The following is a 19336-nucleotide window of genomic DNA, read 5'->3' as shown; positions in this document are numbered from 1 at the left end:
TCGACGGATGGCAGACCCTTGCCAGCAAGCTCATCGATCAGCCGGTTGATCTTGCCGCTTGATCAGATATCGTCAGTTCGCCGGAGACTCGCGCCGAACAAATTCCAACCAAATTTGCGACGGCACCGTCGCGAATGCTCGCCACTCCAGTGCAGCCGCCAGGTTCGCCCAGACATTGAGGATCGGCAGAAACGTGCATTCCGGTCACGGATGCGTGTGCGGCGTAACTTCCGCAGGAGAGCCTGCGAAATTATAGGTGGGCGACATGCCCCTAGAGAAATTCCGGCGGTGTGGACGCGCCAACAGGTCACCCACTGACAATGGGCATGTTAGGCCGCGCCGGCCGGACCGCCAATTGTTGGCGTGCACTTTGTGCGGCGAGACCCAGTCATGTGGACGTATGTGCCTGTAGCAAGCTCGCAACGGTCTGCGTGAAGGATCAAGGGAAGGAGGCCTGGTTGTGACAAGTGAAGCACACTCCACCAAACGTCCGTCCATTAGCTGGCTCGCCCATATCATCGACCGGAGTGGTCTTGCTATCGTCGGTGCGCTATGCGGCCTATTCGTTACGGCGCTCCTGGCAAAGGCTAACGCTGATTTACTCAGTTCCGTCGACCTCGCCCCGGTAATGATGCTCTACGGCGCCGTTGGTTTCTATATGAGGATCGACAGTCCAGGACGTCCCTCCGGCACGTTGTGGATTGATCTTCTAAACGTTGGGTTCGGTCGGTACACCGATCTTGCCGAGTTGCTCAGCGCCGTTGGCATGCTTCTCGCCGCCGCGGCCGCGTTGGTTTCGGTCTATTCTGTGGTGGTTGACGAGGTTGTACCCGCCATTTGGATGGTCGCCGTCGGTGCATCGTGGCTGGTCGGAATTGCGCTGCAGATAACGGCGGGTGTTATCGGACACATCCGCGTATAGGTAGCGCCAGTCACGTTATCTCCAGGGTCGCGTGTTGTCGGCTGTCTCCGAGTAATCGATCGCTGTTGGCGCCCGCACTTGAGGAGCCGGTGGCCGTCGCGCGTATACACGAACAAGGCGACGCAGAGGTAACAAAGCAGGCCCGACCAGCGAACTGCAAGATAGCGCAAGCAAGACGAGAGCCACTCGAACTCAGGGTGCGTTCGCTGCATCGGGTACGTGCAATCTTGCGTTCCGGACGGGTCCCGCTCGAGGCCAAGTGTCATGACGATACGAGCCGTGCTGCCTGCCGAAGGACGCGATCTCCGTCTCGATCTTTTCCGTGGAATCGCAAATTGGGCGATCTTTCTCAATCACATTCCGAACATTGCCCTGATCTGGATCACGACGAGAAATTATGGGTTCAGCGATGCGGCGGAACTCTTCGTTTTCATTGCAGGTTACGCGGCGGCTATCGTTTACGCCAAGAGCATGGCGACGCAGGGGTTCGCCGCAGGAGCGAGCCGCTTGCTCGAGCGCGCCTGGCAACTGTACGTCGCACATGTAGTGTTGTTCGTCATCAACGTTGCGGTGATCACCTGGGTCGCACAAACCTACAACCAATCGCAGCTTCTGAACGAGTTCAATGTGGCCCGGTTTATCGACCATCCGGTCCTCACGTTAGCGCAGGGGTTGCTGCTCAAGTACAAGCCCTTCAACCTCGATATTCTTCCGCTCTACATCGTACTGTTGGCGGCCTGTCCGCCTGTGTTGTGGCTGATGCTCCGACGGCCTCACGTCGCGATCGTGGGGTCACTCCTGCTCTATTTCGCAGCCCGCCATTTCGAGTGGAATCTTCCCGCATATCCATCGGGGGGCTGGTATTTCAATCCCTTTACGTGGCAATTCCTGTTCTTGTTAGGCGCTTGGTGCGCGCTCGGCGGAGCTCCTAGGATGCGGACGATCGTTTGGTCGCCGGCCGCGCTCCTTATCGGAACGGCGTACCTGAGTTTCGCGCTGCTAATGACGATGGCCGGTCGTTTCGAAACGCTCGGAAATCTGTTTCCCGAATGGCTCGTGGGCGCATTCAATCCAAACGACAAAACGAATCTCGCGCCTTACCGGATCGTGCATTTTATAGCCATGGCCGTCATTGTCGTCCGGTTCATGCCCATCGATTGGCCGGGTTTGAAATCGGGATTACTGCAGCCCTTGATCGTCTGTGGTCAGCGCTCACTTGAAGTATTTTGTGTCGGCCTCTTGCTCTCGTTCATTGCCCACTTCCTGCTCGAGGAGATCTCGGCATCGTTGCTCGCCGAAATCCTCGTGAGCATAGCTGGAATTGGCCTGATGACGGGCATTGCCTATTACAGATCCTGGTCGAAGAGACTCGAAAAGCGGCCGAGATCTCCGCCAGGAGATTCCTCGGACGAAGCCATTCGCGACGTGGAGAAACTGGGTGGCGCCAAAATCGCGAATCGATTCGCGACTGCGGATTCGCGACGACGATCGCCCTCCGTTTCAAGCCGGACGAAGGAGCGTACTGCAAAGCTTACGACGAACTGATCGATCACTCCCTGAGGAAAGCACCAAGACCGTCCGGCAGGCTGAGGTGCTTCCGCTGGTTCTTTCCTGAATCGTGTGACCATCGGCAGGCATCCGATACATCGGCGATGGCTGTCGCCGAGGCGCTGCATTGCGCGATCTTGTGGGGGCTCCTTGACGGAGAAATGGAGCGCTGCGGCGAACATGAGCCCGGCAGCGATCCGCACGGCCCTGGGCATGCCTACTTGTGAATAGGGCTATTCGGCCTGAAAGATCAGAACATGCAAGAGTGGGTCCTCCACCAGGGGCTGCCCCCCAGCGCCTCCAGATGTGGCCTTTTCCGTCGACAGACAGGCGCGAAGTCGTCGTGACGGGTCACGCAAGGCAGCAAGCTTGTTGCTCCAGGTCAGTCACAAACTGCCTGGTGCGGCGAAGAGCCACGACAACTCGATTTCGAGTCACGAGCCCGTGTGCAGAAGTAACCTGCACTGGAAAGCCTGCGAAATTCTATATGGGCGACGTGCCCGTGAGGAAACACCAGGAGAAGTTCGATGAAGAAGCTCGCATTCTTGGGTTCGGCTTTCGTGCTGACGGCCGGATTGACGATCTTTTCCAGCGCAATACCGGCCAGGGCGGATGCCAATGCCGCGTTCTGTATTACTTACTACGGGAGGACCGACGGACGCGAATGCAATTATTATACGCTCGCCCAATGTCAAGCCACGGCCAGCACCGGAGGCGGTTCATGCACTGCAAATCCAATGACCGCATCGGCTCGCCAGCGTGATCGTGCGACACGTTGATCACGGCGCGAGCGTCCGCTCGCGAGCTTAATCACCGGGAACATGCGCGTGAATCCCGTTCAAGGTCCCCGCGCATGCCGTTTCGATTGCGGGTTCAAGCCGATTTCAAAACGGGCCGTTGCGGACTTCCGAGGCGATCATCGCGCGCTCGTTTCTGCGCAACAAGGCTAGGACGTGAAAAGCGTTAGGTGTGGCTACGACACGGGGGCCGTATCCACGACTTGGATGGCCACCATCCGCGAATGTCGGTGTCAGTGGTTGCGTGTTCGCGAGCTGAACCTGTACTGCCTCGCACCGTCAGGCGGTTTCGCTCATGCTTGCTCACAAACATTGAATTCGGAGAGCTAGTCCGTCTTGGATTTCTTGAGGTAAAGGTTATAGTGCACTACATGAGAGCGAAGGCGAACGTTGAACTCGACGCCGGGACCAAGACATTTGCCTCGGGCCTGCTCCCGGATTTGATAGCTGCGCTACGCAGCAGCCGTATGGGCGACCTCGTGGCTGTTATCAGCGGCGATCCGAGCGTCGGGCCTGATCTCGAGGCTTGGTGTCGCTTCACCCGCAACAGCTTGGTCGACATCGCGGTCGAAGAAGGTCGTACCCGTTGGGTGCTCCGGTACGGGGAAGCTGGTGAGAATGTCGGAGAGGACCGGCCGGTTGGCTCTCGGCTATGGCTTTATACCAACTTCGACTGCAACCTGAGCTGCGACTATTGTTGCGTGCGCTCTTCACCCAAAGCGCCGCGGCGGGCTCTTGGTATAGATCGCGTGCGACGGATCGCCATCGAGGCGGCGGAGCTCAGTGTAAGTGAGATTTTTGTGACCGGCGGTGAGCCGTTTATGCTGCCGGATATCGGTAAGATCCTTGCCGCGTGCGCGGCGGCGGCGCCGACCACGGTCCTCACCAATGGAATGCTTTTTGCCGGGAGTCGGCTCGCAACGCTGCGCTCATTGCCGCGCGAGCGTGTAACCCTGCAGATTAGTCTCGACAGTCCAACGCCCGAGCGCCACGAGAGCCACCGTGGCAAGGGGACATGGGCGCGAACATGGAAGGGGATCGAGCGGGCCCGCGCGGAAGGATTCCGTGTGCGATTGGCGGCGACAGTATCAACCGACTCAGAGGCCGACGAATTTCGCAGCTTCCTTGACGCCCATCACTTCAGCGAGGAGAACCGGGTGATCAGGAAAATTGTGCTGCGAGGCTCCGCTACAAAGGGCATCGCTTTGGCAAGGGCAGACCTGGTTCCCGAGGTGACGATTACGGCGGAGGGCGTGTTTTGGCATCCGGTTGGAGCCGAGGATGACGACCTGCTGGTCAGCCGCGATATCTTTCCGCTCGCCGAATCCTTCGCCGCTGTGCGACGCGCCTTCGATCGCGAATCTGAGCACCAGCGCCGGTTGGCCAGAATTTTCAACTGCGCCTGATATATAGTGGACAGCGCGCTTGCAGCCCATCAGTCTTTTGAACCGGCCGCTAAGATCGTTTCAAAAAGCCCTGCTGCGCCGACGCTTCCCGCAAGTCCGCATACGGTTCAAGCTGCGGGGCTATCCATTGGCGTAACCCTTCCGCCTCGAGTACAGGACGATGCGCCGGGTTATCGAAGCTCATTTCGAATAGTGCCGTGGCAAACTGCTGTTCCAACGAAGGGTCGAGATCCGACCGCGCCGTGAACATGCAGTGATTGAAAGGCTGCGAGGTCCAGATCTCGGACAACGCACCCTCCGGCACCAGGCGCTCTGTGCGCACGGTATTCCAGAACGGGCTGCCAATTGCGCCGGCATCGGCGCGGCCGTCGAGCACCGCGCGAACGACCTCGACCTCGCTTGTGCCGGTATCGCCGTGCTTGCCGACGTCGCTGTTGAAGCGCAGCGTTTGGAAGTCCTTCCCCTCAACCAGCCCCTCGCGCTGCAGAAAATAAACCGGGAGGATTGCCGCATGGCCGCTGTCGCGGCTGCCGAGAGCCAGGGTACGGCCCTTAAGATCAGCAAGGCTAGCAACGGACCCGCCCGTGACCGCGACGATCTTGGTCATCCAGCCTACATCCGTATCGCGCATCGCGATAGGTCGGCACCGGTGATCACTCCAGGCATCGGCCTGGACATAGGCGAGGTTGGTATTCCATCCGATGTCGATGCGCGGCAGCCGCTCACTGGGCGATGCTAGCAGGGCTGCGACCTGCGCCTCGTAGCTTTGAAACAGCACCACCTCGACGGGCAGATGCGCTTCTTCATGGAAGTAGCGCCGCATGCCCTCCCAGATGCCAACCACCTTTGGATCATATGCGACGGCACCCACCCAGATCGTTCGGCTCATAATTGCTTCCCGCTTCTCAAGCCCACATTGAAATGCGTTCATCCCGATCCAAGCGCTGCCAAGCCGCACAGCGCTCTCGCGCTCAGAACAGTGGTATTCCCAAAACGGCTTTCCCGATGAACTCGCGTAGCACGTCGCCCGTCGGGGCCATGACAGCGCCCGCATGGGCATCGCGGAACAATCGCTCGATGGCCAGGTGCTTTGAAAATGCAGCGCCTCCGCACGCCCGCATTGCCGCTGAGGTCACGGCGATAGCAACATCACCCGCCGCAGCCTTGCTCTCGAGCACGCGCAGCATGGTGGCATCTCGGGGGCGCTCGAGATGGTCGACAAGATCGTCGACGCGCGCTGCAAGCCCGTCAGTGTCGATTTGCATCGTCGCTAGCAGTGCGCGAAGCGTCGGCAGGCTTTCGCCGAGGGTCTGGCCCAGATGCTCGAAGCGAGCGCCATTAAGGTGCGCCGCGGTCCCAGCCACCGCAGCCCGGCAAAGACCAAGCGCTACCGCCGATGTTCCGAGATTGAATAGCGGAAGCACGACCTCCAGCATCGCCTTGAACCCGGCGCCGTCGTCGGTCAGTTGGAGACCAGGTGCGACCTCGCAATCCTCAAGGATCATCGGCGCGGAAGCGTTGGCGCGCAACCCAAGGCCATCCCATGGGCCGGCGACCGACAGCCCGGGCGTCCCACTGTCGACAAGATAAAGGGTTGAATCCGTTGGGCTTTTGCCTTCAGGAGCGAGCGCCGAGACGACGTAGCTTTGCGCGTGACCGGCGCTTGTCACCCATGACTTCTTCGCCGTGAGGTGCACGTAGGCAGCGTTTCGCTTGGCTCGGGAGACCGGCGCCCAGAAGTGACTGCGCGATCCGGCTTCGCTGAATGCCAGGGTAGTCAGGTGTTTTCCGGCCGAAATATCTTTTAGCGTCTGCGCAACCGCGGCACCCGGACGGGCCGCTGCAATGGTTGCGGTAGCGCTCATGTGCATCAAATAGACCATCGCCGCGGACGCGTCCGCTTCTGCGAGCGTAGCAACGACGGCTGCGAACGTCCGCGGTCCTAGAGCCGAGCCGCCAGCCTCGGCGGGTAGCATGATCCCCAGCAATCCGGCCGAACCGAGCGCCGCGATTGCTTCGGGCGAAAATCGAGCTTCCTTGTCGTTTTGCCTGGCCGCCGGTGCGAGAATGCGATCGGCGATTTCTTTGGCATTCGAAACTGCGGTCTCGTGATTCATGACGACCCTCGACACCTAGGCGCTGCCTACCAAGTTCGAAAATATCGACCCGCCGCTCCGATGCTACGCGACCCGCACGATCGGATCAACACGATGAGGGTCGGGCATGGCAAGCTCCTGCCAAACCAGCAGCGAGTACGGGCCAAGAAACATTACGTTCTTCAGAGCCATCTTGTTACATCGGTCGAAAACTATTTTTTGGGGCGTCGGCGAACCCTGGCGGCGCTTGCCCGCCGTTAGGGAGAACGCTACCAATGACTGGGAATGGCCTGACGAGCTTGTCCTGGTGATGGCGATCAATGACGCCGAGATCCCGCCCATCCTCGCGCAAAAACATTACGCGCGTCCGTCCGCCTTTACGCCGGAAAGTCTGCTGCGCCAGGCGCGCAGGCAAAAGCGGATTACGGACTCCAGCATTCCCGATGTCTGCGTGCTCGACCCTGACGGTGACATCGTGCGCAGCCTGCTCACCCGTGGCGAAGCCCGGCTCGAACCGGGATGGGCCTGCTACCACACGCAGCTGCACACCTTCAGCCGTAGCGGGATGGGGCGCGTCGATGGAGATTTTGAAAAGGGCGAAGCGGATGGTAGTCACGACGCGTTGCAACTGATCGCGATCGCCGCCCATCGCCTGCGGTCCTGGCTGCCATGAGCGTCGCCGCGATCGGGATCATATGCAAGGCGCCGCAGCCCGGCCGCTCAAAGACACGGCTTGCGAAAGCCATTGGCGAAGTTGCGGCGTCGGAGCTGTCCGCCTGCTTTGTACGCGACGTGGCTGCGGCAATCGAGGCGGTGCCTGAGGCACTCGGCAGACGCGGCTACGGCGTCTACGCTCCAGCGGGTGCGGAAGATATCATGCGGCAACTGCTTCCGACAGGATTCAGACTGCTGCTACAGGCTGGCGATGACCTGGGGCACGTGCTGCTTGGCGCGACGCGCGCTCTCCTGGATGCCGGACATGACTGCGTCCTTCTTGTCAATGGCGACAGCCCGACGCTGCCGAGCCATCTGCTGATACAAGCTCTCGATGCCATGCGCGAGCCCGGAGACCGGATGGTGCTTGGGCCAGCAAGTGACGGTGGCTACTATCTCATTGGCTTAAAGCAGCCGCACAAGCATTTGTTTACGCAGATCGCATGGGGAACGGGAACCGTAGCTCGCAGCACATGCGAGCGCGCTGCCGAAATCGGGCTTGCTGCAACGCTGCTACCGGAATGGTACGATGTCGACGACATCGAGACCTTGCGTTGGCTGCAGGATGAGCTGGCTGGGCGTTCGACGCGTTTTCGCGGCGGCGGATTTGCCCCGGCGAGCCGGGCCCTTCTGAAGGACGTACCGCAGGTGAGCCAATGAAGCCCTTGCCGGGAGCGATCACCGGTCAATTCGATCGATTGGTGCGCTTCGACCACAAGATATCCTCGCTTCGCCTGTTGGCCGGCATCGGCATTGTCCTGACCGGTCTCACCCTGGCGACTCCTTATGCCTTCGAGACTGCCGGTGACAATGCCTTCATTGCTCTGAGCATGCTTGCAGGTCTGCTGGCGATCGTAGCGACAAGTCTGGCGGAGCGCTCGCAACCGGGTCGCGCGCTATGGCTTATCATTGGACTTGCGATCGCGTTGAGGGCCTATGTGCTGCTATTCGATCCATTTCTGTCCAGTGACGTCTATCGCTATGTCTGGGATGGCAGGGTTCAGGCCGCCGGCATCAATCCCTATCGCTACATGCCAGCCGACGAGGCGTTGGTGTTTCTGCGCGACGGGATGGTCTTTCCTCACATCAACCGGGCTGATACGGCCGTAACCATCTATCCTCCGGTGGCGCAATTCTTCTTCTTCATTGTTACCCGGTTCGGTGAAAGCGTGACTGTGATGCGTCTCGCGCTACTGGGGTGCGAGGCTGTCACCGTGACATTGATCATGCTCCTGCTGCGGCGCATGAATCGCCCCGTGACGCGCGTGGTTGCCTATCTCTGGCATCCGTTACCGTTGTGGGAGATCGCCAACAGCGGCCACGTCGACGCGCTGATGGTCGTGCTGATGATGTTGGGCCTGTGGATTGCGCTGACCGGCCATGCGCTCCGCGGGGCCGTCTTGATCGCGTGTTCGGTGCTGGTGAAGCCATATGTTGCGCCGGTGCTGGCCGGCATCTGGCGCCCGTGGGACCTCAAAATGCCGCTCGTCGTGATCGCCGCCATCGCTCTTTGCTATCTTCCCTATATGTCGGTCGGTTGGGGAGTTCTCGGATTCCTGACGAAAGGTTATCTGACGGAAGAGGGGATCAGTGCCGGCAACGATCTCTGGTTGTTGTCACTCTGGCGGCTTGTGATTGGCGAGCATCAGGGTGACGTCGTCGCTTACGTCACCCTGGCCGCGCTGGTCCTTGTGTTCAAGGGTCTCTCTGTGGCCCGCAGCTCTGATCGCTGCATGGCTGCCCGTCTTGCCGACATCAACATGCTGTTACTCATCACCCTCCTGTTGTTGTCGCCCAACCGTCCCTGGTATTTTCTAATCATTACGCCGTTTGCCGCCCTGTGCGGCTCGGCGCCAACGTGGGTCGTGTCGATTGGCGCGCTGTTGTTGTCCGAGCAACTCGACTGGGATTTCTACATTCCAAGAATGGTGACCAAATCGATTCTGTTCGGCGGTCTTGTGCTGGTTTTGACCTTTGCCAGCTTAAGGACCCGCATGCAGCGGACTGCTGACGAAGGGTTGTCGCAATGAGTCCCTCAGGTAAAGGGATAGAGACCGGTACGCAGGCGCCCGTCGATCCGCGCCGCTATCACGAGTCGGTCACTGGCGAGCGTACCGGGATAGCCCCGCGTCCGCCGGTCTGCCTATATCTGGAAGTGACCAACCGCTGCAATCTGCTGTGCACGACCTGTCCTCGCACCTATGAGGAACTCGAACCGCCGGCGGACATGAGTTGGGATCTGTTCACCTCGATTGCCGACCAGGTACCCGCGCTTGCGCGCGCGGTTCTGCACGGTGTGGGCGAGCCGATGCTGGTCGCGGACCTGCCGCGAATGGTCAAATACCTGAAAGAGCGCGGCGTTTATGTCTTGTTCAACACCAATGGAACGGTCCTCAGTGAGCGGCACGGCCGCGCGCTGATCGATGCCGGGCTCGATGAGCTGCGCGTATCGCTCGACGCCTCAAACCGCGAGAGTTTCAAGGCGATCCGTGGCAGGGACTATTTCGGCCGCATCATCCGCAACGTGCGCGCGTTTCGCGAACTGCAGGAAAGAGAGGGGCACACCAGACCGCAGGTTTCTATGTGGCTCACCGGCCTGAAGGAGACCGTCGAGGAGCTTCCGGCATTCGTGAAAGTCGCAGCCGAAATCGGCGTCAAAGAAGTCTATCTGCAACGGCTCGTGTTTTTCGACGAAGCCGCCATCGGCAAGGCACGGCCCGATCAGGCACTGTTCGAACGCCTGACCGAGGGGGAAGCGGTCTATCTGAAGAAGGCCGGGGATCTTGCGCGTTCCCTTGGGCTGACCTTCAGCGCGTCGGGCGCCGCGACCGAGCCGGGGTTAAGTTTGAAGAGCAGCAGTGACGGCTCGCCGTGGTCGCTTTGCCGGCGGCCATGGTCGCTGATGTATTTCACGGCCAATGGCCGGGCGTTGCCGTGCTGTATCGCGCCGTTCTCGCAGCACGGCTACGACAACTACACGCTTGGCCATGCAGGTCGGCAATCCCTGCATGACATTTGGAACGGCCCTGCGTATCGAGAGTTTCGTGCGGCGTTGCTTTCGGACGAGCCGCCCAAATGCTGCGCCAATTGCGGCCTGCGCTGGAGCCTGTGAAGGACGTGCAGCAGGAGCAGGTCATGCACCTCCCGCCCATCGTTTCGGCGATCATTCCGTGCGTCGATGAGGAAACGGCGATTGGCCGGGTCGTAACTGCGGTGCTGGCGCAGAACGTGAACGAAGTTGTCGTTGTCGATGGGTCCTCGCGGGACCGCACCGCCGAGCGGGCGCAGGCTGCCGGTGCTCGCGTAATCGTCGAGCCGCGACGTGGTTACGGTCGCGCTGTCAAGGCAGGCATCGCCGCTGTCCGCGACGACGCCGACATCATCCTCTTTCTCGATGGCGACGGCAGCGATCCCCCGGAGTTCATTCCCGATCTGCTGTCGCCGATCGTCGCTGGGCAAGCCGCTTTCGTTCTCGGCTCGCGCGTTCGCGGCGCGCGCGAGCCCGGAAGTCTTTCGCTGCAGCAGGTCGTCGCGGCTCATGTCGCAAGGGTGCTCCTGCGCCTCGTCTATGGCGCAAGCTTCACCGACATGTCGCCGTTCCGTGCCATCAGGCGGGACGAACTCGGGCGCCTCGGCATGAAGGAGGAGACATATGGCTGGAACCTGGAAATGCTGATGCGGGTCGCCGCCGCCCGCCTGCCGGCGCTCGAGGTCGCCGTCGGACAGCGGCGCCGGATTGGCGGGGTGTCAAAGGTCTCGGGCAATCCCGTCGCAGGGGTCAAGGCGGCCTGGTCGATTTCGACGACATTTGTTCGCCTCGCGCGTGAGCTCAGAACCACCCGCAGACAGTAGTTCTCAGGAGCTGCGGTCAGCGCGCGCCGGCGCGATCTCCACAAGCCACGATGTCCCGGGGAGGTTTACGCTCCTCCCGCGGGGCAAACACCGCAAGGTATCCGCCATCGCCTGCGAGCTGATGTGTGGCTATCTCGCGATAGCCGACAGCGGACAGTTCGCAGCGCAAGAGCGCGAGCGGTGTGCCGTGCTCCGACGTCGGCCTCTCGATGTCGACGATCCCGATCCGCGCGCCTGCCTTCAACGCGGGCACGAGGTTGTAGAGGAAGGCATAGGGGTGAGCGACCTCGTGATACATATGCACGAGGATCGCGGCATCAAGCGAGGAAGCTGGCAGGCGAGGGTCGTGCGGCTCGCCCAGCGCGAATTTGACATTTCTCAGCCCCAGCCGCTCCGTTCGCCTTGCAAGCGCGACGAGATAGTCGCGGGTGACGTCCTGGGCGATCACGGAGCCGGTGGCGCCGACGAGGCGCGAGAGCCGGACCGTGTGGTAGCCACTGCCGGCACCAACGTCGCCAACCGTCATGCCTGGCTTGAGTTCAAGAATGCGGGCGATCTCACCGGCCTCATTGAAGGAGTCCCGGTGTTGTTCGGCGGAACGGCTTGGGCTGACGATCTGCGCTACCGGGCGCTGTGGCGAGGGAAATTCCTCTGCTGGGACTCCTGGCGGAGCCAGATAGCCAATTTCAGCGCCCTGTGCGCAAGTTGCGCCCAGCCCCACAACAAGCGCTACTGCGCGGGCCAGTGCCATCATCTGCGCGTCTCCCACGCAAAACATCCACGCAAAACATCGCGGGCGGCGACTAGCCCGCGATGTTGAAGAACCGGCCAATCAGTCCTTTCCCGCCGCGCACGGCGGGCACCTTGCGGCGTAGCCAAGCATCCAGGCCGAGACTCCGGCCGGCGCCCTCGAGCGCAAACAGGAACATCAGCAGGATCAGGAACATATACGTCCACGGCCACTCGGCCGAATTGCCATAGAGGCCGAGCCAGAGTTGCAGCGTATAGGCGATGGCAAGCAGGCTCACGAACCGCACGGCAAGCCCGAGCAGCATCGATCCGGCGAACACCAGTTCAGCAAGGAAGACGATCGGCCCGAAGACCGTCATGTGAGGCAACACGACGTTCTTCATAAACGTGCGGTGAAACTCGAAGGCTGCGCTCGTCGTCTCCTGTTCGGTCCAGTATTGCAGACCGTCAGACACCGGTAGGGGCAGTTTCCACAACATCCCCTGGAACCACATGCAGCCGATCAGGACTCGGACCAGCCAGATTCCCAGGTGTCGGCCGGTTCGCTGCGCCGGATCCTCCCGCCAATTCTGGAAGGCGATGGCAACACCGGCGAGCAGCAGGGCCCAGAACAGCGCCAGGATGAGAAAGCGCCAGTTTCCCAGACGGAGATAGTCATTCGTCGTTGCGGTCAGGAAATGCCAAGCATCGATAAAGGGATTGGTGGGCATGTCGGCTGCTCCGAAGAGTTGAACAACTACTCTACGTATCGATTGACGGAATCATTACTCTGCGCACCGTCCCGGTGACAAGGCGCGTCGGTCCGTCCCGCAACGACGGGCGCCTCACCAACTCGCGCGAACCAACCCTTCCGGGGTTCAGTGATCGCGCGCGGAGTAGTGTGGTGACGTTCAGGCCTGGCGCCTTGGTCACCACTATTGGCGTCGCCGTAAGGACAGGCGGCCCATGATGAACACGCCAGCTCATCGAGCCAGTTAGGGAGTGAAGCGCATGATGGATGGTATGATGAACATGATGGGCGGGATGGGGTGGGGGATGGGCCTGGTCGGAGCGCTCGTTCTCATCCTGCTCGTCCTCGGCATTGCCGCGCTCGTCAAATATCTCTTGAGGTCGTGATCCTCGGGCGCAAGTTCCGCATCGGGAGCCGGGGCGTTGCGACCGAGCGGGCTGGCCGCTTTATTTGGAAACGCCTGCCAAGCTATTGAAATCGTTAGAAGGCCTCTTGAGGCATCTTTCCAAACGCGCATTAAAGAGGGTCTTGCCTTGTTAAGAAGGCATTGTCAGAACGAAAAACTGCCTTTTATAAGAGGCGATGTACCTATTATAGTAGTCAATACTACCTAGATCACATATACTGACCATTATAAACAACAGCAAAAGTGGACGATGGACCTCATTGAGCTAGGTGAGCGTGTCAAAGCGACCCGCAAATCCAGGGGGTGGTCGCAGAACAAGCTGGCACAAGCCGCGGGCGTCAGTCGTGCGCGCCTGGAGGCGTTGGAGAACGCGCGCCTTGCTGAGATCGGATTCAAGCATCTGCTACGCATCTTGAATGCGTTGGATCTCGACCTCCGGTTGACCGAGCTCAATCGCGGTCGTCCGACCCTTGAAGATCTGATTGCGGAAGAGGCCCGCTAAATGCTCCGCGTCTGGGCTGATCGGCAACCCGCTGGGCATTTGGGTCGCCATGGGCCGCGCGGGACAGCTTTTGCCTACGAGCCGAGAGTCGGCGCTAGACGTGCAGTCTCGATCACCATGCCGGTGCGAACGGCATCCTGGAATACGCAACACGGTCTTGCGCCGATATTCGACATGAATCTTCCGGAGGGGGCGCTCCGGGCGTACCTTGTGCGCAGTTTTGCCAAGGCGACCGGAACGTTTGACGATCTCGATTTGCTGGCCGTTGTTGGACGAACCCAGATCGGGCGCATCCGTTACTCCGATCTCGATGCCGAGCTAAATGAGGACGTTCCATTCCAGTCGATCGACGAGATCCTCAGCGCAAAGCGCGGTGGCGAATTGTTCGCTTTTCTTCTTGAGAAGTTCGCCGTCCATTCAGGGCTTTCGGGCATCCAGCCCAAGGTGATGATCCGCGCTGTCGATGACGCTGGAAAAGGTACGGGTGATCGCCAGTCCCAGAGCTTTCGCAGCGCGACGCACATCGTAAAGTTCTGGGATCCGAGCGAATATCCTGAACTGGCTGCCAACGAACATTTCTGCCTGTCGGCCGCAAAGGCCATGGGATTGACCGTTCCGAATTTTCAGCTTTCGGACAGCGGTGCAGCCATCCTGATACAGCGCTTTGACCTCGGGCCAGATGGGGCTTATCTGGGCTGCGAGGATTTTTGCGTGCTGAACGGTGTTCCCTCCACCGACAAATACAACGGAGGCTATGAAACGCGGCTGTTCAGGCGCGCCCGCGATTTCATCGATCCCGCCGAACGACGCAGGGCGCTCGGGGATCTGTTCAAGCTGTTCGTGCTCAACTGCGCGCTACGCAACGGCGACGCGCATCTGAAGAACTTCGGTGTCATCTATGAAGATGTGACCGGTCCCGCGCGTCTGGCGCCGGTCTACGATCTCGTCAGCACAGTGCCGTATCTGCCGAAGGATGGCATGGCGCTGACGCTAAACGGTTCCACCGACTGGCCAGACCGCAAAGCGTTGGTTCGTCTTGGCCAAACCCGCTGCGATCTTTCCGTGCAGGCGATCAGCGAGATCATTGAGCAAGCCGCAGACGTTCTGGCGCAGTTGGCGCCGGAGGTGACGAAGTATTTCAACGAAAATTCGGTTCATCGTGAAATTGGAGGAAGACTTCTCGCTGCCTGGCAGACAGGCATTCGACAGAGTCTAGGCTTTCCGAGAGCGGCACTCGTATAGCGAGCCAAAGTTTGGCTTCTAGGGCGCGTTCGATCCGTAGTGGATTATGGTCTCACCGGGGGTGTGTCGCAATCGCGCAGGAGCTAGGATCAGCCATCAACATTGTCGCAAGACAACCCTGTCGGAACTGAACGCGGGGTGCGTCGATGGAACCCCCAGCTGCGAGCCCTCCGTGAAACCCAACAAAGAAGCCAAGCTTTCTCGCACCCACGCGCCCGTTGATCTATCGCCGGCCGATTGGCAGCGCGGTTTACGCCGCCAGTTTGGCCGCGAGCAATCCTTCGTGCTGGAAAATCTCGGCAGCGAGCCGTTCTTCTCCGAGTTCCGGGTCACCAATCCCAATTCGAAATCGAGTTACCGCGTGGCGGTACGGGGCCTGGGGCCGGGAGGAAATTTCTGCTCATGCCGCGACTATGCAACGAATGAGTTGGGGACCTGCAAGCATCTCGAGTTCGCGCTCGCCCAATTGGAGGGAAAGCGAGGCGCGAAGGCCGCATTCGCCCGCGGCTACCAGCCGGCGTTTTCCGAACTCTATTTGCGCAATGCAGGCCAGCGCCGCGTGCACTTCCGCGCCGGGACGGATTGCCCGCCGGCGGTGAGGATGGTCGCCGATCGCTTGTTCGATATGAAGCATGATGGAACGCTCGCGGACGATCGGCTGGGCAAACTCGAGCGCTTCATGGCTTTGGTGTCGAAGAGTGGTCACGAGTTTCGCGCCTATGACGATGCCCTCGATTTCATCGCTGGAAGGCAGGATGCCGATCGGCGAGCGTCGAAACTCGAGCGATTGTTCCCGCGCGGTGCCGCCGATTCCAAGCTGCGGGGACTGCTGAAGGTGGCGCTCTATCCCTACCAGGCCGAAGGCGCGCTGTTCGCGGTCAGGGCCGGCCGGGCGCTGATCGGCGACGACATGGGATTGGGCAAGACGATCCAGGCGATCGCCGCGACGGAAATACTGGCCCGCCACTTCGGCGTATCCCGAGTGCTGGTGGTTTGCCCGACATCGCTCAAATACCAATGGCAGAGCGAAATAGCGCGCTTTTCCGGGCGGCGAGGCAAGCGCGCGGCGCGCGTCATAAATGGCGGGCGAGCCCAACGGCAGAACGACTACGGGCTGGACGACTTCTGCAAGATTACGAACTATGAGAAGCTGCAGCCGGATCTCGACCTGATCGCTGCCTGGGCACCCGAACTGGTCATCGTCGACGAAGCTCAGCGTGTAAAGAATTGGAGCACGGTTGCCGCGCGAGCCTTGAAACGCATCGACAGTCCATACGCGATCGTTTTGACCGGAACGCCCCTGGAGAACAAGCTGGAAGAACTGATCTCGATCGTGCAATTCGTCGATCAGCACCGGCTGGGCCCAACCTGGAAGCTCCTGCACGAACATCAGGTCAAGGACGAGGCCGGCCGCGTCACCGGTTACAGGAGGCTGGAGAAGATCGGCCAAACCCTGGCGCCCATCATGATCCGCCGGCGCAAGCCGGAGGTGCTGCAGCAACTGCCCAGCCGGACGGATCAAAACGTGCTGGTACCGATGACCGAGCCGCAAAAGCTCTATCATCAGGAAAACGCGGATATCGTGGCCAGGATTGTCCAGCGCTGGCGCAAGACCAGGTTTCTCTCGGACAAGGATCAACGGCGCCTGACCTGTGCCCTTCAGAACATGCGCATGTCCTGCAACAGCACCTATCTGCTGGATCAACAGACCGACCACGGCGTCAAGGCCGACGAACTGGCGGCGCTACTCGAGCAGTTGATTGTGACGCCGGAGGCCAAGGCCGTGGTCTTTTCGCAATGGACCCGGACCCACGACATCCTCATCCGCCGCTTGGAGGCGCGTGGGATCGGCTATGTCAGTTTCCATGGCGGCGTGCCGTCGGACAAGCGGCCGGATCTCATTCAGCGCTTTCGCGACGATCCCGCCTGTCGCGTGTTCCTGTCGACCGATGCCGGCAGCACGGGTCTCAATTTGCAGCACGCTTCGACACTGGTGAACATGGATCTGCCATGGAATCCGGCCGTGCTCGAACAACGCATCGCACGCGTCCATCGGCTCGGCCAGGCGCGGCCGGTTCAGGTCATCAATTTCGTTGCGAAAGGATCGATCGAAGAGGGCATCCTTTCGGTGTTGGCGTTCAAGCGCTCGTTGTCGGAAGGAATCCTCGACGGTGGCAATGGCGAGATTTCGCTTGGCGGGTCGCGGCTTACCCGCTTCCTGAAGGATGTGGAAGTTGTCACAGGAACTATGGGCGTAGGCGAGGCCATCTCTCCTGCTGAGGAGGCTGGAAGAGTCGACGACGCCACCAGCGGACAATCGGTCGGCGCGGTCGATGCAGATCCAGATGCCGGCGCTGGCGAGATGGACGTCGCGGAGGCCGGCGAAGCCGGGCACGGGTTGCGCGAGGCATCTCCTGATCCGTGGCAGGTGCTGCTGCAGATGGGGGCACAGTTCGTTGGCGCCATCGCGGCGTCGAACGGCTCCGAAGCACAGCCATGGATCGAACGTGATCCGCGCACCGGCGCGCAGAACCTCAGGGTTCCGCTGCCGCCACCGGAAATGGCGAAGCAACTGGCCGATGTGCTTTCGGCGATAGCCGAGAGTTTGCGTGGACGGTAGCCTCGATGGAGGGCTGCCTCCATATCTGGAAGCGGCTGCCAACCTATTGAGATTGTTGAAGCGTGTTTTGACCGCTTCTTCCAAATACGCCTTGAAATCGTTGGATAATCAAACTGATTTTGATTCCGCCGTTCGGAGGTTCGATCCCTCCCGCCCCCAGCCAGAAGGCCGCTATCTATCTATCCCGTCCTACCTTGTTTCGAGTATGCGGGCGAGTGCGGCATCGAGCGCCGGAAGGTCGTCGCTGATCGTCAGCATGACGCGCTCGTCGAGGATATCGTCGTAGGTATGCGCCAGCGCATTGCGGAATCCTGCGATCATCTTCGCGGGAATGCCATGTGCGGCGAGCACCTCAGTAGGGATGTCGCGGACCGCGGCGTCGATCGCGATGAAGGCGCGCTCGATCGCGTAGCGCGTCTTGCGGTCAGCCCGGATCGCTTCGAGGTCCTGGCCCGCCGACCATTCCCGGATCAGCCGCACATTGTCCCGCGCCTCGATGGCGGCGAGCGCGACCTTGTCCGGTTCAGAAGACATCGACCAGCTGGTTTTCCGCCGCCGCGCGCAGGCGGCGGCCGGGCCGCAGGGCGTCGCGGCGCACGACGAGATCGACCGGACGGCCGAAAATGCCGGCCAATTCGCTGCGGATGCCGCCGACGTCGAAGGCGCTGAACAGCGGCTTGCGGCCGGAAGGCCCCTCGTCGAGATCGACCATCACATCGATGTCGCTGTCGGCCGTCGCCGCGTCGCGCGCGACCGAGCCGAACAGATAGGCATGCACGACCCCGAGAGCGGCGAGGCTCTCGCGGTTCTCACGCAGGCGTCTCAGGGCTTCATCGCGGCGCATGATCCATCGTATCAGGCGAAGCACTTGGTGTCATTGGTTAATCCCGGCAAAGTTCTCACCGACCGGTCGGCTTTTGCGGCGTAGCCAGGAGGCAAGCAGCGGATTTTGATTCCGCCATTCGGAGGTTCAATCCCTCCCGCCCCAGCCAGAGGCTCCAGTCGGGAGCGTGATGAGAATTCGGCAACGGCCCGGTTTAGCGATACACCTAAACGCGGCGCGAAGACTCGATATCCTGCAACCTACCGGCTATCTTGAGCACTGGAGCCAGAAAAACTCTTCGGGGGAGAGCTGCGTGGCTGACATCGTGTACATTCTGACAAACGAGGCCATGCCAGGGCTGATCAAGATTGGCTGCACCAACACGGAATTGGCCTCGCGAATAAAGCAATTGTATACGACAGGCGTGCCGCTGCCATTTGAGCTGTTTTACGCTTGCGAAGTTACCAATTGCGACGTCGTCGAGAGCAAGCTCCACGATGCTTTCGGCGACCATCGAATAAGCAAGGGCCGAGAGTTTTTTCGCATTGCTCCCGAGCGCGCAAAAGCTGCGTTATCTTTGGCCGAAATCCGCGAGGTGAAACTGGGGGACGAGATATTTGAAACCACCGAGATCAAGGCCGAGGTGGAAGCAGCCAAGCGCCGAAGCCGTTTCCGCCTCTCGATGCTCGGAATTGCGCCGGGTACCGAACTTCAGCTTGCCAAGGATTTCAAGATTATCTGCACCACCGTGGACGATGGCAACAAGGTGAATTACTTGGGCGATGTCACCTCGTTATCAGATGCCGCGCTTCAAGCACACAACGCGCTCGGAGACGGTTGGCCGTCAGTATCTGGCCCGTGGGCCTGGACTTACAAAGGCAAGCGTCTGGACGATCTGAGACGAGAAATCGAAGAAGAATCTGACTGA

At 60.5% G+C, this 19336-nt stretch carries 20 protein-coding genes and 1 tRNA gene; 15 read left to right on the top strand and 6 right to left on the bottom strand.

Annotation, left to right across the window (positions count from 1 at the left end):
* The first annotated feature begins 460 nt into the window (after positions 1-460).
* The 4 genes from ACT4OC_RS25195 to ACT4OC_RS25180 all read left to right on the top strand — a co-directional run bounded on the left by ACT4OC_RS25195 (position 461) and on the right by ACT4OC_RS25180 (position 4673).
* On the top strand, positions 461-922 hold the full coding sequence (locus ACT4OC_RS25195; protein ID WP_444841757.1) for a hypothetical protein: 462 nt from the start codon (positions 461-463) through the stop codon (positions 920-922).
* 264 nt (positions 923-1186) lie between these two features.
* A complete protein-coding gene (locus ACT4OC_RS25190) occupies positions 1187-2467 on the top strand; it encodes an OpgC domain-containing protein (protein WP_444841756.1) in 1281 nt (426 codons plus the stop codon).
* A gap of 530 nt (positions 2468-2997) precedes the next feature.
* Positions 2998-3249 (top strand): DUF3551 domain-containing protein, encoded by a 252-nt coding sequence (locus tag ACT4OC_RS25185; RefSeq protein WP_444841755.1) that lies wholly within the window; start codon positions 2998-3000, stop codon positions 3247-3249.
* Positions 3250-3638: 389 nt separating this feature from the next.
* On the top strand, positions 3639-4673 hold the full coding sequence (locus ACT4OC_RS25180; protein ID WP_444841754.1) for an Rv1681 family radical SAM protein: 1035 nt from the start codon (positions 3639-3641) through the stop codon (positions 4671-4673).
* A gap of 49 nt (positions 4674-4722) precedes the next feature.
* Here ACT4OC_RS25180 and ACT4OC_RS25175 read toward each other — a convergent pair whose 3' ends face one another.
* Complete coding sequence (locus tag ACT4OC_RS25175; protein WP_444841753.1) at positions 4723-5562, bottom strand: phosphate/phosphite/phosphonate ABC transporter substrate-binding protein; 840 nt, start codon at positions 5560-5562, stop codon at positions 4723-4725.
* A gap of 82 nt (positions 5563-5644) precedes the next feature.
* Positions 5645-6790, bottom strand: coding sequence for an acyl-CoA dehydrogenase family protein (locus ACT4OC_RS25170; protein ID WP_444841752.1), 1146 nt, complete (start codon positions 6788-6790; stop codon positions 5645-5647).
* 106 nt (positions 6791-6896) lie between these two features.
* Between ACT4OC_RS25170 and ACT4OC_RS25165 the strand changes: the two genes are divergently transcribed.
* Genes ACT4OC_RS25165 through ACT4OC_RS25145 form a run of 5 tightly spaced genes read left to right on the top strand, consistent with a single transcriptional unit; the run spans position 6897 to position 11335 of the window.
* The gene (locus tag ACT4OC_RS25165) at positions 6897-7442 is read left to right on the top strand and encodes a hypothetical protein (protein ID WP_444841751.1); all 546 of its coding nucleotides are present in this window, start codon (positions 6897-6899) and stop codon (positions 7440-7442) included.
* Positions 7439-8143 (top strand): TIGR04282 family arsenosugar biosynthesis glycosyltransferase, encoded by a 705-nt coding sequence (locus tag ACT4OC_RS25160; protein ID WP_444841750.1) that lies wholly within the window; start codon positions 7439-7441, stop codon positions 8141-8143. Before ACT4OC_RS25165 ends, ACT4OC_RS25160 begins: the two co-directional genes overlap by 4 nt.
* A complete protein-coding gene (locus ACT4OC_RS25155; protein ID WP_444841749.1) occupies positions 8140-9513 on the top strand; it encodes a hypothetical protein in 1374 nt (457 codons plus the stop codon). Before ACT4OC_RS25160 ends, ACT4OC_RS25155 begins: the two co-directional genes overlap by 4 nt.
* Positions 9510-10595 carry a radical SAM/SPASM domain-containing protein gene (locus tag ACT4OC_RS25150; protein WP_444841748.1) on the top strand — a complete coding sequence of 362 codons (1086 nt, stop codon included), beginning with the start codon at positions 9510-9512 and terminating at the stop codon, positions 10593-10595. Before ACT4OC_RS25155 ends, ACT4OC_RS25150 begins: the two co-directional genes overlap by 4 nt.
* Positions 10559-11335, top strand: a complete 777-nt coding sequence (locus ACT4OC_RS25145) for a glycosyltransferase family 2 protein (RefSeq protein WP_444841747.1) — start codon at positions 10559-10561, stop codon at positions 11333-11335. Before ACT4OC_RS25150 ends, ACT4OC_RS25145 begins: the two co-directional genes overlap by 37 nt.
* A 16-nt stretch (positions 11336-11351) precedes the next feature.
* Here ACT4OC_RS25145 and ACT4OC_RS25140 read toward each other — a convergent pair whose 3' ends face one another.
* The gene (locus tag ACT4OC_RS25140) at positions 11352-12089 is read right to left on the bottom strand and encodes a class I SAM-dependent methyltransferase (protein ID WP_444841746.1); all 738 of its coding nucleotides are present in this window, start codon (positions 12087-12089) and stop codon (positions 11352-11354) included.
* A gap of 49 nt (positions 12090-12138) precedes the next feature.
* Positions 12139-12795: a DoxX family protein gene (locus ACT4OC_RS25135; RefSeq protein WP_444841745.1), complete on the bottom strand. Its 657-nt coding sequence runs from the start codon at positions 12793-12795 to the stop codon at positions 12139-12141.
* Positions 12796-13075: 280 nt separating this feature from the next.
* On the opposite strand from ACT4OC_RS25135, the gene ACT4OC_RS25130 reads away from it, so the two are divergent.
* The 4 genes from ACT4OC_RS25130 (at position 13076) to ACT4OC_RS25115 (ending at position 17585) form a co-directional block, all read left to right on the top strand.
* A complete protein-coding gene (locus ACT4OC_RS25130; RefSeq protein WP_444841744.1) occupies positions 13076-13201 on the top strand; it encodes a hypothetical protein in 126 nt (41 codons plus the stop codon).
* A gap of 270 nt (positions 13202-13471) precedes the next feature.
* The gene (locus ACT4OC_RS25125) at positions 13472-13723 is read left to right on the top strand and encodes a helix-turn-helix domain-containing protein (protein WP_444841743.1); all 252 of its coding nucleotides are present in this window, start codon (positions 13472-13474) and stop codon (positions 13721-13723) included.
* Positions 13724-14965: a type II toxin-antitoxin system HipA family toxin gene (locus tag ACT4OC_RS25120; protein ID WP_444841742.1), complete on the top strand. Its 1242-nt coding sequence runs from the start codon at positions 13724-13726 to the stop codon at positions 14963-14965.
* A 172-nt stretch (positions 14966-15137) separates the two neighbouring features.
* Positions 15138-17585, top strand: a complete 2448-nt coding sequence (locus ACT4OC_RS25115; RefSeq protein ID WP_444841741.1) for a DEAD/DEAH box helicase — start codon at positions 15138-15140, stop codon at positions 17583-17585.
* Between the two features lie 189 nt (positions 17586-17774).
* Here ACT4OC_RS25115 and ACT4OC_RS25110 read toward each other — a convergent pair whose 3' ends face one another.
* Complete coding sequence (locus ACT4OC_RS25110; RefSeq protein WP_444841740.1) at positions 17775-18119, bottom strand: HepT-like ribonuclease domain-containing protein; 345 nt, start codon at positions 18117-18119, stop codon at positions 17775-17777.
* Entirely contained in the window at positions 18109-18429 is a 321-nt protein-coding gene (locus ACT4OC_RS25105) for a nucleotidyltransferase family protein (protein ID WP_444841739.1), read from the bottom strand. The genes ACT4OC_RS25110 and ACT4OC_RS25105 overlap by 11 nt, the downstream gene beginning before the upstream one ends.
* Before the next feature lie 74 nt (positions 18430-18503).
* On the opposite strand from ACT4OC_RS25105, the gene ACT4OC_RS25100 reads away from it, so the two are divergent.
* Together ACT4OC_RS25100 and ACT4OC_RS25095 are read left to right on the top strand one after the other, a co-directional pair.
* Positions 18504-18577, top strand: a tRNA-Gln gene (locus ACT4OC_RS25100).
* 144 nt (positions 18578-18721) lie between these two features.
* Entirely contained in the window at positions 18722-19336 is a 615-nt protein-coding gene (locus tag ACT4OC_RS25095; protein WP_444841738.1) for a GIY-YIG nuclease family protein, read from the top strand.

The organism is Bradyrhizobium sp. (assembly GCF_052389815.1).
Taxonomy (GTDB): Bacteria; Pseudomonadota; Alphaproteobacteria; order Rhizobiales; family Xanthobacteraceae; genus Bradyrhizobium.
This window is presented reverse-complemented; position numbering and strand designations above follow the sequence as displayed.

Coding starts and splice junctions, on each gene's coding strand:
- ACT4OC_RS25190 (WP_444841756.1), top strand. CDS start 1,187: ATGACGATACGAGCCGTGCTGCCTGCCGAAGGACGCGATCTCCGTCTC.
- ACT4OC_RS25185 (WP_444841755.1), top strand. CDS start 2,998: ATGAAGAAGCTCGCATTCTTGGGTTCGGCTTTCGTGCTGACGGCCGGA.
- ACT4OC_RS25180 (WP_444841754.1), top strand. CDS start 3,639: ATGAGAGCGAAGGCGAACGTTGAACTCGACGCCGGGACCAAGACATTT.
- ACT4OC_RS25175 (WP_444841753.1), bottom strand. CDS start 5,562: ATGAGCCGAACGATCTGGGTGGGTGCCGTCGCATATGATCCAAAGGTG.
- ACT4OC_RS25170 (WP_444841752.1), bottom strand. CDS start 6,790: ATGAATCACGAGACCGCAGTTTCGAATGCCAAAGAAATCGCCGATCGC.
- ACT4OC_RS25165 (WP_444841751.1), top strand. CDS start 6,897: ATGGCAAGCTCCTGCCAAACCAGCAGCGAGTACGGGCCAAGAAACATT.
- ACT4OC_RS25160 (WP_444841750.1), top strand. CDS start 7,439: ATGAGCGTCGCCGCGATCGGGATCATATGCAAGGCGCCGCAGCCCGGC.
- ACT4OC_RS25155 (WP_444841749.1), top strand. CDS start 8,140: ATGAAGCCCTTGCCGGGAGCGATCACCGGTCAATTCGATCGATTGGTG.
- ACT4OC_RS25150 (WP_444841748.1), top strand. CDS start 9,510: ATGAGTCCCTCAGGTAAAGGGATAGAGACCGGTACGCAGGCGCCCGTC.
- ACT4OC_RS25145 (WP_444841747.1), top strand. CDS start 10,559: ATGCTGCGCCAATTGCGGCCTGCGCTGGAGCCTGTGAAGGACGTGCAG.
- ACT4OC_RS25140 (WP_444841746.1), bottom strand. CDS start 12,089: ATGATGGCACTGGCCCGCGCAGTAGCGCTTGTTGTGGGGCTGGGCGCA.
- ACT4OC_RS25135 (WP_444841745.1), bottom strand. CDS start 12,795: ATGCCCACCAATCCCTTTATCGATGCTTGGCATTTCCTGACCGCAACG.
- ACT4OC_RS25130 (WP_444841744.1), top strand. CDS start 13,076: ATGATGGATGGTATGATGAACATGATGGGCGGGATGGGGTGGGGGATG.
- ACT4OC_RS25125 (WP_444841743.1), top strand. CDS start 13,472: ATGGACCTCATTGAGCTAGGTGAGCGTGTCAAAGCGACCCGCAAATCC.
- ACT4OC_RS25120 (WP_444841742.1), top strand. CDS start 13,724: ATGCTCCGCGTCTGGGCTGATCGGCAACCCGCTGGGCATTTGGGTCGC.
- ACT4OC_RS25110 (WP_444841740.1), bottom strand. CDS start 18,119: ATGTCTTCTGAACCGGACAAGGTCGCGCTCGCCGCCATCGAGGCGCGG.
- ACT4OC_RS25105 (WP_444841739.1), bottom strand. CDS start 18,429: ATGCGCCGCGATGAAGCCCTGAGACGCCTGCGTGAGAACCGCGAGAGC.